Origin of the sequence: Curtobacterium sp. NPDC089185 (assembly GCF_040685235.1) — a bacterium.
Classification (GTDB): Bacteria; Actinomycetota; Actinomycetes; order Actinomycetales; family Microbacteriaceae; genus Curtobacterium; species Curtobacterium citri.
In genome coordinates this window covers 207229-221773 of record NZ_JBFBHK010000004.1, presented here as the reverse complement: position 1 = coordinate 221773, position 14545 = coordinate 207229, and the positions used below count along the sequence as shown (strand labels likewise).

Genomic DNA, 14545 nt, shown 5'->3' with positions numbered 1-14545 from the left:
GCGCCGTCGAGACGCCGTCGGAACCGGCGGCGTCTCGACCCGGGGGCGGCGTCTCGCCGGAGGAGCGGCGCGCACCGGGCCCCCCGCCAGCTCCCAGCGGGCACGCGGCGGACTCCGAAGGTGCCTCGGGTAGTGTCGTCGGGCCATGACCGACAGCCCGGCCGACGCCACCCCGTACGAGGTGCTCGGCGTCCCCTCGTCCGCCGACGACGACGCACTCCGCCGCGCGTACCGCCGGGCCGCCCGCGAGACGCACCCGGACCTCGGCGGGGACGCCCAGCGCTTCCGCCAGGTGCAGGTCGCCTGGGAGCGCATCGGGACGCCCGCAGCGCGCCGCGCCTACGACGCGGGCTCCCGCACGTCGACCCCGCAGGGCGCGTCCGGTCCGTCCGGTTCCGCGGCCTGGAGGCCCGACTCCGGCCGCGACGCCTACGCACCCCCGGCAGCGCGTCGCGACTCCCGCCCGCGTGCCCGGTCCCACGGTCACCCCGGCGGCCGGTCCCGCGAGGTCTTCCTGCAGGCCGAGCGCGAGTGGGTCGGCCTCGGCGACCCGATCGAGGACCCGTACGACCCGGCGCTCGTCCGCTCGGCACCGCGGCACATCCGCCGACTCCTGGGCGAGGCCCTCGCCGAGGAGGCCACGGCGGCGATCGTCGCCGACATGGGCATCGGCGTGACGGTGTGGCACGACCTGGACGCCGGGGCCGAGGGGAAGCTCGACCACGCCGTCCTCACCCCGAGCGGCCTCTGGGCCGTCGAGTCCATCGACTGGGGCGCACCGGTCCGCGTCGAGCACGGGGAGATCGCGGGGGAGACCCTGGCACCCGGGGAGCGCCCGGTGAAGGAGCTCGTCCGCGCCGCACGGGCGGTGCAGAAGCAGACCCGCGTCAAGTTCACCGGCCGACTGCTCGTCGTGCCGGACGCCGCGGTCGACGAGGACGTGCAGGTCGTCGGTTCGCCCCGGAAGCCGACGGCGCTCGTGGTCCGACGGAGCGCCCTCGGCCAGGTGCTCAACGGTGTCTGGTCGCCCGAGGGTTCGGTCGACGTGTTCGACGTCCGCGACCGCCTGCAGCAGACCGTCCGGTTCGTCTGAGCTGACCGTGGGCCGGACCGCGACTAGTACCCGCGGAGCTTCTCGAGGTCGCGGCGCTCCCGCTTGCTCGGGCGCCCGGCACCCGGGTCGCGCATCGGGACGAACCCCGCCTCCTCCTTCGGCAGGCGCGGCGGCGTCCGGTCCTCGAAGTGCTTCGCGGCCTCGGCGGCGCTCCCGCGCTTGACGACGATCCCGGTGACGACGACGATCCGGTCGAAGCCGTGCTGCCGCACCCGGACCTCGTCCCCGGGGCCGACCGGCTGCGCCGGCTTCGCCCGCTCGCCGTTGACCCGGACATGGCCGGCCTTGCACGCGGTGGTCGCGGCGGAGCGGGTCTTCGTGATCCGCACCGCCCAGATCCAGCTGTCGACGCGTGCCTTCTCCATGCCCCCACCCTAGGCGGGCCCGCTCGGCGTCTACGCTCGACCCCGTGCCGGAACCGCTCGAGCAGGACGCCCTCGCCCGTGCCCTCGCGCTCGGGGTCCTGCGCGACGCGGCGATCGGCGACCGGCTCGTCGTGCGCGCCCGCCACGGCGACGGTGCCCGCGACGCGCTCGGCACGCTGGCTTCCCGCTCCGCGACGACGGTGACGATCGACACCCGCCGCGGCCCCGACGAGGTCCCGCTCGCCGACGTCGTCGCCGCCAAGCCGGTCCCACCGCCACCAGCACCGCGCCGGCCCCGGCCCTGAACGACGTGCCGCCCCCGGACGACGTGTCGCCCGGCCCCTGGCCCGCAGACGACCGCGCCCGGCGAGCCGTCCCGGGCCGCGCGGTGCCCCCGACGTAGCCTCGGAGCATGGCCGTCCCCGTCCCGCTCGGCACCGAGGACCGAACCCCCCGCCTGACGCTCCACCGCCCGGACCACTGGCGCCGCGAGGACGCCCCGCGCGCGGACCTCCGGCTGACCGGCGACGACGTCGTGCTGACGGTGCGCTCCCGGCCGTCCGACCGCACGATCGCGGAGGAGCACGCCGGGCTGCTCGAACGGCTGCCCGGGTCGGTCGACGGGCTCCGGCTCATCGGGTGCGACCCGTGGACGACCGCCGGGGCACCCGCGCGCCTGGTCGAGTACGTCCGACCCGACGAGGACGGCGACGTCGCCGGCGCTCACCTGCTGTTCGTCACCGGACGGCACCGGGTCGACCTCACGGTCGAGCGGCCGCTCGCCCGGATGCTGGCGACCGACGACCTCGTCTCCGCCGTCCTCGAGTCCGTCCGCGCGACGGAGCCGACCCCGGTCCGGCCGCAGCGCGAGCTCGAGGCGCTGCCCGCCGCCGCGCCGGCCCCGCAGCTCGACGGCGTGCACCTCGGCGCCGCGGCGCTCACGACGCTCCGGAGCCTCGCCGGACGTCGGTGGAACCCGGCGCTCCTGCGGTCGCCCGCGGGCCGCGAGCTCGTGCAGACCGGTCTGGTCGGTCGGCTCGGGACGCTCCCCGAGCCGACGCAGGAGCTCCTCGCCCCCTGGGCCGACGCGGTCGAGCCGGTCACGCTGGACCAGCACCTGCCCGACGGACGGACCACGCGCCTCCAGGCCTGGTCGGAGACCGTCGTGGACGGCACCGACGAGACGGGCGGGACGGTCGCCCGGCTCCCCGCCGAGCAGGTGGTCGCGGTGGCGGCCGGGAGGCTCGGCATCCGTCCGACGTGGACCTTCCCGTTCCGCACGGGGTCGGTCCCGTCCGACCTGCTCGCCCGCCGGACGGGGACGGCCGGCACCGGGACCGACCTGCCGGCGGCCCTCGCCGCGGAGGACCCCCGGCTCGCGCGCTTCTGGGTGGCTCCGTGGACGGTGTCGTCGCTCCGGCGTCCCGGGCGGCCGGAGCCCGTCGTCGTCGTGCACGCCGAGGGCATCGGCTTCGCGCGCGTCGGACGCACGACGGCCGGGGAGACGTCCCTGCGGACGGACTCCCCGGCCAACGTGTACCGGTCGGTGGTGCGGGCGCTGCTGGGCTGAACCCGCTGCCGGGCTCGCCCGCTGTCCGGCTCGCCCCGCTGTCGGGCTAGGCCGCCGGACCGGCGGTCAGCGTGACGGTCACGGTCTTCGCTGCGCCGCTGGAGTCGGTGTACCCGACGACGACCTTGTCACCCACCGCGTGCGACTGCACCGCCGCGGTCAGCGCGTCGCTGCTGGCGATCGCCGTGCCGTCGAGGCTCGTGATGGTGTCGCCGGCGACGAGCCCGGCCGCAGCGGCGCCGGATCCCTCGACCGTGCCCGCCACCGCCACGCCGCCGCCGGTCTGCGTCGTGCCGCTCGACCCGACCTGCACGCCGAGGAACGCCGGCAGGCCGATGGTGATCGTGTCCGAGGACTCCCCGGCCAGGATCTTGTCGGCGATCGCCTTCGCGGTCGTGATCGGGATCGCGTACCCGGTGACCTCGGCCGAGCCCGAGGACGCCGCCGTGGCCATGCCGACGACCTCGCCCTCGCTGTCGAGCACCGGGCCGCCGGAGTCACCCGACACGATGTCGGCCGCCACCTGGATGAGGCCCTGCAGCGACTCGGTCCCGGTGCCGGACTCGCTCTGCACCTGGATGTCCTGGTCGAGCGCCGTCACCGTCCCCGCCGCGGCCACGAGGTTCCCGGTGCCCTCCGCGTTGCCGACGTCCGTCACGGCGTCGCCGGTCGCCGGCTCGCCGTCGTCGTCGAGCGTGACCGTCGACAGGCCCGAGGCGTCCTCGAGCTTGAGGACCGCGACGTCGTGCGTCGCGTCCGTCCCGACGACCTGCGCGCGGTACTCCTTGCCCGTGGTCTCGTCGGTGACCGTGATGCTCGTGGCGCCCTGCACCACGTGGTTGTTCGTCAGGACGGTGCCGTCGGACGTCAGCACCATCCCGGTGCCCGCGGCCTGGGACGACGTGTCGTAGTTCAACACCGTGTCGATCGTGACGACGCCCCGCTTCTGTGCGGCCGTCGCGGGGGTCGCCGCGGACTCGGTGGTGCCCGTCCCCGTGCCGCCGCTGCCGGTGCTGCCGTCCGCGGTGCTCCCGTCCCCGGTGCTCCCGTCCCCGAGTCCGCCGGTCCCGCCGCCGTACCCGGGGACGGTGAAGCCGTTCGTGCCGCCGCCCGTCCCGCTCCCACCGCCGGGCAGGGTCGTGGAGCCCTGCGACTGGCTCGAGGTCGTGGTCGTGCCGTGCGAGGAGAGCCCGAGCGCGGTGCCGCCCGCGGCGCCGATGATCGCGAGGGCGGCGACGCCGGAGCCGATCAGGAGCCCGAGGCGACGGGGACGCCCCGCCCCCGGGTGGTTCGCCGCCGCGGCACCGGCGGTCCACGCGGTCTGCGGGGTGCCGGTCCCGCCCAGTGCACTCCCGCCCAGTGCACTGCTGCCGAGCAGGTACGGCCCGCGGCCGTCCGGGGTGTAGGCGTAGGGGCCGGAACCGTCGGGGCCGTAGAGGTACGGGCCGCTGCCGTCGAAGGCGTACGCCGGCCGGAGGGTCGTGCGGTCGGCGTGCGGGGCCTCCCAGGCGGGGCCGTCGGTCGCGCGCTGGTCGTCGGCGGGGTTCTCGTTCATCGGTGCTCTCCGGTCGTCCCTCGACCACCCGTGGGGTGTCGATCCGTTCCTCGACGACCCGGGCGGGCGTCGACGGAGACCAGTACAGGACTCGAACCCATGACGACCCTATGAACGAGCCCGGCGGGTGCTCAGGGGTTCCTCGGGGCCCGCCGTGCGACGGTCGCGGTTAGGCTTGCCTGACCTCCCATGCGCGCGTCGTCCCCCCGAACCCCCGTCCTGCGACCCCGACCGGAGCCGGCGTCCCGCTCCCGGCTCGTCGGCGCCGCGGTGGTCGCCGTCGTCGCGCTGGCCGTGGCCGTCGCCCTGTCGATCGCGTTCGGCTCCCGGCCGATCCCGCTCGGGACGGTGCTCGACGCCGTGCTGCACCCGGGCCGGCAGGACGACGTCGGCCTCATCGTCCTCGGCAACCGCGTGCCCCGGACCGTCGTCGGCCTCCTCGCCGGGGCCGCCCTCGGTGTCGCGGGCGCGGTGATGCAGGGCGTCACCAGGAACCCGCTGGCCGACCCGAGCATCCTCGGCATCAACGCCGGTGCGGCGCTCGCGGTCGTCGTCGGCATCGCGGTCTTCGGGATCAGCGGCACCGCGGCCTACCTGCCGTTCGCCTTCGTCGGTGCCGGCCTCGCCGCGCTGCTCGTCTACGCGGTCGCGGCGGTGGCCCGACGCGGGTTGTCGCCCGTCGGGCTGGCCCTCGCCGGGGCGGTCGTCGCCGCGGCGCTCTCGTCCGTCACGACCGCCGTCCTCGTGTCGAGCCAGAGCCTCCTCGACCAGCTGCGCTTCTGGCAGGTCGGGGCGCTCGCCGGGAAGGACCTCGGCACCGCCGGGGTCATCGCCGTCCCGGTGCTCGTCGGGCTGGTGGTCGCCGTCGGGCTCGGCCGCTCGCTCAACACGCTCGCGCTCGGCGACGAGCTCGCGGCGTCCCTCGGGCAGCGCGTCGTGCTCGTGCGGATCGTCGGCGGGGTCGTGACGGTCCTGCTGGCCGGTTCCGCCGTCGCCGCGGCCGGACCGGTCGCGTTCGTCGGCCTCGCGGTCCCGCACGCCGTCCGTCGACTGAGCGGACCGGACCAGCGCTGGACGATCCTCCTGTCCGCCCTCGTCGCGCCCGCGCTCCTGCTCGTCGCCGACGTGATCGGCCGCGTCGTCGCGTACCCGGGGGAGCTGCAGGTCGGGATCGTCACCGCGCTCATCGGCGCACCCGTGTTCATCTGGCTGGTCCGCTCGCGGGCGGTGACCGGCCTGTGAGCGCGCTCCGCCGCGAGGTCACCGTCCTCGGCACGGTCCTCCTGCTGCTCGTCGCCCTGGTGCTCGTCGGCCTCGGGGTCGGGGAGATCCCGCTCTCGCCGCTGCAGGTGGCCGGTGCCCTCGTCGGGCACGGCGACACCGTCTCTGACTTCGTCGTGGGGCAGCTCCGCGGGCCCCGCGTCGCAGGAGCCGTGCTCGTGGGCGCGGCCCTCGGTGCGGCGGGCGGCATCGTGCAGAGCGTCGTCCGGAACCCGATCGCGAGCCCCGACGTCATCGGCATCACCTCCGGGGCGAGCGCCTCCGGGCTGACCGCGATCGTCCTCTTCGGGGCGAGCGGCGGTGCGTTGTTCGGGTCCGTGGTCGTCGGTGCCGTCCTCGTCTCGGTCGTGATCGCAGCCCTGTCCTGGCGCCGGGGCATCACCGGCAACCGCGTGGTGCTCGTCGGCATCGGGGTCGCGGCGATCTGCCTGAGCATCACCGGGTGGATGCTGACGTCCGGCACCGTCCAGCAGGCGGGCACGGCGCTCCTGTGGCTGTCCGGCAGCCTCAACGCCGTGGACCGCACGCTCGTCGGCGTGCTCGGGGTCGCCGTCGTCGTGCTCCTCGCCGCGGCACTCGTGCAGTCCCGTCGCCTCACCGTCCTCGCGCTCGGGGACGAGGTCGCCGCCGCCCTCGGGCTCCGGCCCGACCGCGCCAAGGTCCTGCTGCTGCTCACCGCCGTCTGCCTGACCGCCGGCGCGGTCGCGACCGCGGGCCCGGTCGCGTTCGTCGCGCTGATGGCGGCCCCGGTCGCCCGGCGGCTCGTCGGGAACGGTCGCGTCGCGCTCGGGGCCGTCGCCGCGGTCGGCGCGGTGATCACGCTCGCGAGCGACCTGCTGGCGCAGTTCGCGATCCCGGGCAACGCGCTGCCGGTCGGGGTCGTCACGGGTGTCGTGGGGGCGCCGTACCTGCTCTGGCTGCTGGCACGCGGTCGGTAGGCGCGGCGGGGGCCCTTCCGCCCGCTCGTTCGCCCGGTGCTTCCGGGCGCACCCGGTGCTTCCGGGCGTACTCGGCGGTTCAGGAGCACCAGGTACGCCCGTTCCCGCATTGCACAGCACCTGTTCTGGGAATGAACGGGCGCACGGCGGCCGGGAGGCGCGGGACCAGCGCGCGCCGAGCCTCCCGTCCGTCAGGTGGTCCCGTCAGGACGCGCGTGCGGTGCGCCCCTGCGCGGACCCGCGCGGCGTCACGCGATGCCGCACCGCGCTGCGCGATCCCGCACACGACCGCCCAGACCCCCCGTTCGGGTGTCGGCGCACGGCGGGATCTCTCGTACGTTCGTCCCGACCGGCCGGACCCCCGACAGCGCCCGACCCGACGGAGCGCTGGTCCGGACGGAACGAAGGACTGCCATGCCCGATCCGTCCGCCGGCGCACCGACGCGCCGACGCCAGTGGGGGGCGGAGCGCCGCACCCGACCGCTCGACACCCTGCACGCACGTCCCTCCGACCGGAAGCTCGTCTCCGGCCGGGTGGCGATCATCCTGACCATCGCCTTCTGGCTGGCGTACGTCGTCTACACCGTGATCCGCCAGTTCCTCGACTACGGCACCGAGAGCTTCCGCTTCACCACCGAGGCGCTCTCGTACCTCGTGGTCGTCACCTTCCTGACCTTCTCCGCGCTCATGCACCTGGTCGCCCGCCAGGGCGCGATGGAGCGCTTCGCGAGCCACGTGCGGGTCCCGCGCGCCGAGCTCGACCGGCACTTCGCGTCCGGCCACGACGCACCGATGACCGTCCTCGTGCCGAGCTACGCCGAGGAGCCGGACGTCGTCGCGACCACCCTGTGGTCGGCGGCGCTGCAGGAGTACCCGTCCCTGCGGATCGTCCTGCTGCTCGACGACGCACCCTTCCCGGCCGACCCGGAGACGCTCGACCGGCTGGAGCGCACGCGCGCCGTCGCGAGCCGCATCCAGGAGCAGCTCGAAGCTCCCTCCCGCCGGTTCCACGAGGCGCTGTTCTCGGCCGAGGTCGAGGCGGACGCAGCGCCCTTCGCGAGCACGCAGGCGCTCCGGACCCTCGTCGAGCACCACCGGTGGGCCGACGCGTGGCTCCGTCGCCAGGCCCGGGGGCACGACGTCGCCGACCACGTCGACCGGTTCTTCCACGACCAGGTGCTCGTCGGGCTCGCCGACGAGTTCGGTCTGACCGCGCAGGCCCTGGAGTCGGCGATCGCCGACGCCGTCGCACTCGGACAGGACTTCAGCGAGGTGACCTCCGCCCGGGCGCTCGAGCTGCAGCGCCGGCTCGCCTGGACCTTCACGGCAGAGCTCACGACCTTCGAGCGCAAGCGGTACGTGAACCTCTCCGACGAGGCCAACAAGGCGATGAACCTCAACGCGTACATCGGCCTGATGGGCGGCGCCTACGCGTTCGACGTGACCGCGTCCGGCACCGTCCTGCGCACCGTGGACGACCCGGACGCGGCCGACCTCGTGGTGCCGGCGTCCGACTACGTCCTGACGCTCGACGCCGACTCGGTCCTGCTCCGCGACTACTGCCTGCGCCTGGTCTACTTCCTCGAGCAGCCGGAGAACGCCCGGGTCGCGGTGACGCAGACCCCGTACTCGTCCTTCCGCGGTGCCGCCACGCGCATCGAACGGCTCGCGGGCGCCACCACCGACATCCAGCACATCCTCCACCAGGGGATGTCCCGCCACGACGCCACCTTCTGGGTCGGGGCGAACGCCGTGATCCGCACGCGGGCCCTCCAGGACATCGAGGAGGTCGAGACCGTCGGCGGCTTCGAGGTGAAGCGCTACGTCCAGGACCGCACCGTGATCGAGGACACCGAGTCGAGCGTCGACCTCGGCATGCACGGCTGGACGCTCGTCAACTACCCGGAGCGACTGTCGTACAGCGCGACGCCCCCGGACTTCGGCTCGCTCGTCGTCCAGCGACGCCGCTGGGCGAACGGCGGGCTCCTGATCCTGCCGAAGTACATCCGGCAGGTCCGCGAGCGCCGCGCACGCGGGGAGCGCGTCGGCATCGTCGAGATGTCCCTGCGCGTGAACTACATGGCGTCGATCGCGTGGGCGTCCTTCGGGCTCATCTTCCTGCTCGCCTACCCGTACGACTCGCGACTGCTCAGCCCGATGGTCCTGCTCGCCGCGCTGCCGTACTTCTGGCTGCTGTCGAGCGACCTGAAGTACTGCGGGTACAAGCGCACGGACGTCTTCCGCATCTACGGCTTCAACCTGATCCTCATGCCCGTGAACGTGGCCGGCGTGCTGAAGAGCATCCAGCAGGCCCTGACGGCGAAGAAGATCCCGTTCGCCCGTACGCCCAAGGTGCGGGACCGCACGGCATCGCCGGCGCTGTACGTCCTCGCGCCGTACGCGATCGTCGCGTTCTCGGTGTTCACGTTCGTGCGTGACTACGGCGCGCAGAACTGGGGGAACGCGGTCTTCGCGGCCTTCAACGCCCTCCTCGCCACGTACGCGATCGTCGCCTACATCGGGGTGTGGAACTCCGTGGTGGACATCTGGCTGTGGGCCACCCGCTGGATGTACTACGACCCCGCGGCGCGCGCAGCCCGTCGTGCCGCTCGTCGTGCTGCTCGTCGGGCCGATCATCCGGCTGCCCGTGACGGCCGTCGGCACGGACGTCGTCGTGACGGTGTCGGTCCCGCTCCCGAGCCCGTCCTCGAGGACTGGCACGCCGTGCTGTACTTCGGACACGGCGGCGGCAACATGCCGGTCCGGCACGACGCCGACGTCGTCGGGGCAGCCGGCGCACGCCCCGCCACCTCCACCCCGGCCGGTGCGTCCGGCCCCCGCCAGGAACGGAGCGCAGCCTGATGGCGACGACGAGACGACTCTCCCCGGTCCGGGTCACCATCGCGGTCGTGGTCGCCGCCGCGGTCGCCGTCGCCGGGTACGCCGGCTTCGACCGCTGGCACTCGGCCCGCGCGACCGAGCGGCAGCCCGCGTGGTTCGCGGCCTACACGGACGTGACCGCGACGCCGGTCTTCGCGTTCGAGGACGTCAAGTCGACGAAGGGCCGCAACGTGATGCTGTCCTTCGTCGTGGCCGACCACGACGACGCCTGCTCGCCGACGTGGGGCTCGTACTACTCGCTGCAGGGTGCGGCGGACCAGCTCGACCTCGACCGACGCGTCGCCCGCCTGCAGCAGCAGCACGGCGAGGTCGGCGTCTCGTTCGGTGGACTCGCGAACGACGAGCTCGCCACCACCTGCACGAAGGCGTCCGACCTGCTCGGTGCCTACCGGCAGGTCGTGGACCGCTACGACCTGTCCACCGTCGACTTCGACGTCGAGGGCGACGACCTCACGAACCGCGCTGCGGGGGAGCGGCGGGCGAAGGCGGTGGCGGCGCTCCAGGAGGAGCGCCGGGCCGCCGGGCACCCGCTCGCGGTGTGGCTCACGCTGCCGGCCGCGCCGACGGGCCTCACCGAGGACGGCACCACCGCGGTCGCGCAGTTCCTCGCCGCCGGCGTGGACCTCGCCGGGGTGAACGCGATGACGATGGACTACGGCGAGGCCAAGGGGTCGAGCCAGAGCATGTACTCGGCGTCCGTGCAGGCGCTGCAGGAGGTCCAGCGCCAGCTCGGCGTCCTCTACCAGCGCGCCGGGACGCCCCTCGGCGACGACTCCCTCTGGCACAAGGTCGGGGCGACGCCGATGATCGGGCAGAACGACGTCCGCGACGAGGTGTTCTCGCTGAGCGACGCCCGGAAGCTCAACGCCTGGGCGCGGGACCGCGGTGTGGGACGGATGTCGATGTGGTCGCTGAACCGCGACACGACGTGCGGCTCGAACTACGTCAACCTGTCGACCGTCTCGAACTCGTGCTCCGGGATCGACCAGGACGGCCTGCTGTTCGCCGACGTGCTCGGCAAGGGCTTCGGCGGCGGGATCGTCGCGGCGGCATCGGACGTGACCGAGGCGGAGCCCTCCGCCACCGAGCAACCCACGGACGACCCGAGGACGAGTCCCTACCCCGTCTGGGACCAGGACGCGTCCTACCTCGAGGGCACCAAGGTGGTGTGGCACCACAACGTCTACGAGGCGAAGTGGTGGACGTCCGGCGACCTGCCCGACGACCCGGTGCTCAGCGCCTACGAGACGCCGTGGCAGATCATCGGACCGGTGCTGCCGGGGGAGAAGCCCGTCGAACCGCTCACCCTGCCCGACGGCACCTACGCCGCGTGGTCCGGGACGAAGCAGTACGACACGGGCGCCCGCGTCCTGTTCCACGGCATCCCGTACCAGTCGAAGTGGTGGAACACCGGCGACAGCCCCGAGGCGTCGACGAGCGATCCGGACGGCTCGCCCTGGGTGCGGCTCAAGGACGCCGAGGTGCGCAGGATCCTCGGCGCGCTCGCCTCGGGGGAACCGGCCCCGTCGGCGACCCCGTCGGCGACCCCGTCGGCGACCGCGACGGCGACGCCGGCGTCCTGAGCGCACGCCGCCGCGACCACGTGTCGGACGGGAGGCGCGGTGCGGGTCCGCCCCGCGCCTCCCGTCCGTCGGCTGGGCCGCGGCGGTGTGTTCGCTGAGCGCGTCCTGTCCAGTTCTCCCCAGGCCCCGTTCTGGGCTCCCGCACCACCACTCGTTTCCGATACGCTGGTGCGCCAAGAGGAGGAGGTCCACGATGCCAGAGCCAGTGGTCCCGCAGCCGGGTGGTCAGAAGACACCGGAACAGCGGCTGGTCGACACGACCCTGACCTTCAGCATGGACATGGGCGCGGCGCTCACCGCCGAGTCCGGTGTCTCGGCCGAGGAGCGCGACGCGGTCAACGCCCTGCCCTCCGGGTCGGCGTTGCTCGTGGTCCGACGCGGTCCGAACGTGGGTGCGCGGTTCCTCCTGGACTCCGACGTCACCACCGCGGGTCGGCACCCCGACGCGGACATCTTCCTCGACGACGTCACCGTGTCGCGGAAGCACGCCCAGTTCATCCGTCAGGGCACTGCCTTCAGCGTCAGGGACAACGGATCGCTGAACGGCACGTACTTCGACGGTGTCCGCATCGACGAGGCACTGCTCACCGACGGCGCCGAGGTGCAGGTGGGCAAGTTCCGCCTGACCTTCTACGCATCCCGGGTCGACCTGGCGCGCCTGGCGACCGCGTAGTGGCAGCGCGGTCCGCCGCGGCCCGGACCGGGTCCGCGGTGCCGGACCTGCTCACCATCGGGCAGGTCCTCGCGCGGCTCAAGCCCGAGTTCCCGGACCTGTCGAGCTCGAAGCTCCGCTTCCTCGAGGAACGCGAGCTCGTCACCCCGGTCCGCACGGCCAGCGGCTACCGGAAGTTCTCGGGGGCCGACGTGGAGCGGCTCCGGATCGTCCTCGGCCTGCAGCGCGACCACTACCTCCCGCTCAAGGTCATCAAGGACTACCTCGCCGACCTCGACGCCGGACGCGATCCGGTCCTCCCCGGCGGCGGCGACGCTCCGAGGCCGTCGATCCTCGGGCGTGAGCGCCGGTACACCCGCGACGAGACCGTCCGTGCTGCCGGCGCGAGCCCGATGCTGCTGAGCGACGCGGTCTCCGCCTCGCTGCTGCCGGCGGCCGACACCTACGGCGACGACGCCGTGGCGGTGCTCCGGGCGCTCGTCGACCTGCAGCGCACCGGCATCGAGCCGCGGCACCTGCGCATCATGCGCGGCGTCGTCGACCGTGAGGTCGGGCTCATCGAGTCGGCGCTCATGCCGGTCTCCCGCCGGGGCGACGCGACCTCGCGCGCCAAGGCGAACGAGCTCGCCCGCGAGATCGCCGGGCACCTCGAGGTCGTCCGGTCGAACCTGATCCGCGCGGCGATCGGTCGCCTCGACGCATGAGCGTCGCTCCGGGGGCCTCCGTCCGGGAGCACGAGCCTGTCGGGCGTCGGTGGTCGGGGCGTATCCTCGACACGCCGGACTCGCCGGGACGGATGTGCCGCGATCACCGTGTCCGAGTCGCTACCGTGGACCTCGGAACAACTCTCAACCCGTCGTTGAACCTTCGGGTGGGAGCTCGAACGTCGTGGAAGGCATGCACATGAGTGGGACTGACACCCCCGGTACCGAGTCCGAGATGACTCGGTACGACCTCGGCCTGCTCTTCACCGACGGCCTCCCCGAGCACGACGAGCAGAACGGCTACCGCGGCACCGTCGCCGCGCGGGCAGCAGGCATCTCCTACCGCCAGCTCGACTACTGGGCCCGCACCGAGCTCGTCCAGCCCACGATCCGTGGCGCGGCCGGCTCCGGGTCGCAGCGCCTGTACGGGTTCCGCGACATCCTCGTCCTCAAGCTCGTCAAGCGCCTGCTCGACACCGGCATCTCGCTGCAGCAGATCCGCACCGCCGTGAACCAGCTCCGCGAGTCGGGCGTGTCCGACCTCGCCCAGACGACGCTGATGTCGGACGGTGCCTCGGTCTACCTCTGCACCTCCGACGACGAGGTCATCGACCTCGTGTCCCGCGGCCAGGGCGTGTTCGGCATCGCCGTCGGCAAGGTCCTGCGCGAGGTGGAGAGCTCCCTCGTCGAGCTCGACGCCACCCCCGCGGCGGACCCGGCCGACGAGCTCGCCGCCCGCCGGGCGAACCGCGCTTCCTGACGCCGGGCCCGCTGGTACTGCCCCGGGGCAGCGGTCGTCCCCGCGCCTGACGTCGGGCGCACGACCTGCCGTGGCCGCGCCGCCGAGGTCGCACGACATGCCGCGTGCGTGACGCCGAGAGCGCAGAATTGGGCACTCTCGCCGTGCTCCGACGACGAGTCGTGCACGCTCGGCGGACGTGAGCGGCGAGTCGTGCGCACTCGCACCGCCCGCACCGGCATTCAGCGCCGGGCGCCGCGGCGTCAGGCCTGGATCGCAGCGCCCTCGGCGTACGGACCGATCTTGCCCGTGCGCATGATGCGCTCGAGCAGCTGGTCGAAGTTCCGCGCCATCTCCTGCGCCGACTCACCCGGCCACACGTGCAGGGGCTTCGCGGCACCCTGGGCCTGCTGCAGCGACGTGCGCTCCGGCAGCTGCGGCGAGAGCACGAGCGGGCCGAACATGTCCCGGAGCTCCTTGATGCGGAACTGGTGCTCGAGGGACTGCACTCGAGCGCGGTTCACGATGATCCCGAGCGGCTGCAGGCGGGGGGAGAGTCCGCGTCGGATCTCCTCGATCGCACGGAGGGCACGGTCGGCGGCGGCCACGGAGAACAGACCCGGCTCGGTGACGACGGTCACGCGGTCGGAGGCCGCCCACGCGGTGCGGGTGAGCGCGTTGAGGGACGGCGCGCAGTCGATCAGGACCAGCTCGTAGTCCTGCTCGACGTTGGCCAGTGCCTCTTCCAGCTTCCAGATGTCACGGATCGAGGGGTGGGGCCCGTCGAAGTTGATCGCCGAGGGCGAGCCGACGAGCACGTCGACCTTGCCCTGCGAGCCCTTCGTCCACCCGGACGGGGCGATCGCCTGGCGGACGATCTTCTCCTTCGGGTTCTCGAGGACGTCGGCGACGTTGAGGTGGCCGGAGATGTCGATGTCGAGGCCCGTGGAGACGTCGGACTGCGGGTCGAGGTCCACCACCAGCGTGCGCAGTCCCTTGGCGAACGCGGCCGATGTCAGGCCGAGCGTCACCGTCGTCTTGCCGACACCACCCTTGAGGGAGCTCACGCTGAGTACATGCACGGTGAGCCACGTTACCGCCAGTAGGGTTGTGACACCTCAA

The 14545-nt window shown here is 73.6% G+C and carries 13 protein-coding genes; 10 read left to right on the top strand and 3 right to left on the bottom strand.

The window, feature by feature from the left end; all coding sequences use genetic code 11:
- Positions 1-145 precede the first annotated feature (145 nt).
- Positions 146-1093: a DnaJ domain-containing protein gene (locus AB0N84_RS06145; protein WP_363544401.1), complete on the top strand. Its 948-nt coding sequence runs from the start codon at positions 146-148 to the stop codon at positions 1091-1093.
- A gap of 23 nt (positions 1094-1116) precedes the next feature.
- Here the strand turns inward: AB0N84_RS06145 and AB0N84_RS06140 are convergent, their stop codons facing one another.
- On the bottom strand, positions 1117-1479 hold the full coding sequence (locus AB0N84_RS06140) for an RNA-binding S4 domain-containing protein (protein ID WP_069711189.1): 363 nt from the start codon (positions 1477-1479) through the stop codon (positions 1117-1119).
- A 44-nt stretch (positions 1480-1523) separates the two neighbouring features.
- Here AB0N84_RS06140 and AB0N84_RS06135 point away from each other — a divergent pair, with 44 nt between their 5' ends.
- Together AB0N84_RS06135 and AB0N84_RS06130 are read left to right on the top strand one after the other, a co-directional pair.
- The gene (locus AB0N84_RS06135) at positions 1524-1784 is read left to right on the top strand and encodes a hypothetical protein (RefSeq protein WP_289458687.1); all 261 of its coding nucleotides are present in this window, start codon (positions 1524-1526) and stop codon (positions 1782-1784) included.
- Between the two features lie 107 nt (positions 1785-1891).
- Positions 1892-3049, top strand: a complete 1158-nt coding sequence (locus AB0N84_RS06130) for a hypothetical protein (RefSeq protein WP_363544399.1) — start codon at positions 1892-1894, stop codon at positions 3047-3049.
- 46 nt (positions 3050-3095) lie between these two features.
- Here the strand turns inward: AB0N84_RS06130 and AB0N84_RS06125 are convergent, their stop codons facing one another.
- Entirely contained in the window at positions 3096-4604 is a 1509-nt protein-coding gene (locus AB0N84_RS06125; RefSeq protein ID WP_363544397.1) for a trypsin-like peptidase domain-containing protein, read from the bottom strand.
- 189 nt (positions 4605-4793) lie between these two features.
- Between AB0N84_RS06125 and AB0N84_RS06120 the strand changes: the two genes are divergently transcribed.
- From AB0N84_RS06120 to AB0N84_RS06090, 7 genes are all read left to right on the top strand, one after another.
- Complete coding sequence (locus AB0N84_RS06120) at positions 4794-5846, top strand: iron chelate uptake ABC transporter family permease subunit (protein WP_363544395.1); 1053 nt, start codon at positions 4794-4796, stop codon at positions 5844-5846.
- Positions 5843-6823: an iron chelate uptake ABC transporter family permease subunit gene (locus tag AB0N84_RS06115; protein WP_363544393.1), complete on the top strand. Its 981-nt coding sequence runs from the start codon at positions 5843-5845 to the stop codon at positions 6821-6823. The genes AB0N84_RS06120 and AB0N84_RS06115 overlap by 4 nt, the downstream gene beginning before the upstream one ends.
- A 414-nt stretch (positions 6824-7237) precedes the next feature.
- Positions 7238-9685 (top strand): glycosyltransferase family 2 protein, encoded by a 2448-nt coding sequence (locus AB0N84_RS06110; RefSeq protein WP_363544391.1) that lies wholly within the window; start codon positions 7238-7240, stop codon positions 9683-9685.
- Positions 9685-11307 (top strand): glycosyl hydrolase family 18, encoded by a 1623-nt coding sequence (locus tag AB0N84_RS06105; protein ID WP_363544389.1) that lies wholly within the window; start codon positions 9685-9687, stop codon positions 11305-11307. The genes AB0N84_RS06110 and AB0N84_RS06105 overlap by 1 nt, the downstream gene beginning before the upstream one ends.
- 193 nt (positions 11308-11500) lie before the next feature.
- Positions 11501-11980 carry an FHA domain-containing protein gene (locus AB0N84_RS06100; RefSeq protein WP_182047916.1) on the top strand — a complete coding sequence of 160 codons (480 nt, stop codon included), beginning with the start codon at positions 11501-11503 and terminating at the stop codon, positions 11978-11980.
- Complete coding sequence (locus AB0N84_RS06095; RefSeq protein WP_363544387.1) at positions 11980-12684, top strand: MerR family transcriptional regulator; 705 nt, start codon at positions 11980-11982, stop codon at positions 12682-12684. Before AB0N84_RS06100 ends, AB0N84_RS06095 begins: the two co-directional genes overlap by 1 nt.
- Before the next feature lie 199 nt (positions 12685-12883).
- The gene (locus tag AB0N84_RS06090) at positions 12884-13444 is read left to right on the top strand and encodes a MerR family transcriptional regulator (protein ID WP_066658032.1); all 561 of its coding nucleotides are present in this window, start codon (positions 12884-12886) and stop codon (positions 13442-13444) included.
- Positions 13445-13686: 242 nt separating this feature from the next.
- Here AB0N84_RS06090 and AB0N84_RS06085 read toward each other — a convergent pair whose 3' ends face one another.
- Entirely contained in the window at positions 13687-14505 is an 819-nt protein-coding gene (locus AB0N84_RS06085) for a ParA family protein (RefSeq protein ID WP_069711180.1), read from the bottom strand.
- Positions 14506-14545: the final 40 nt, after the last annotated feature.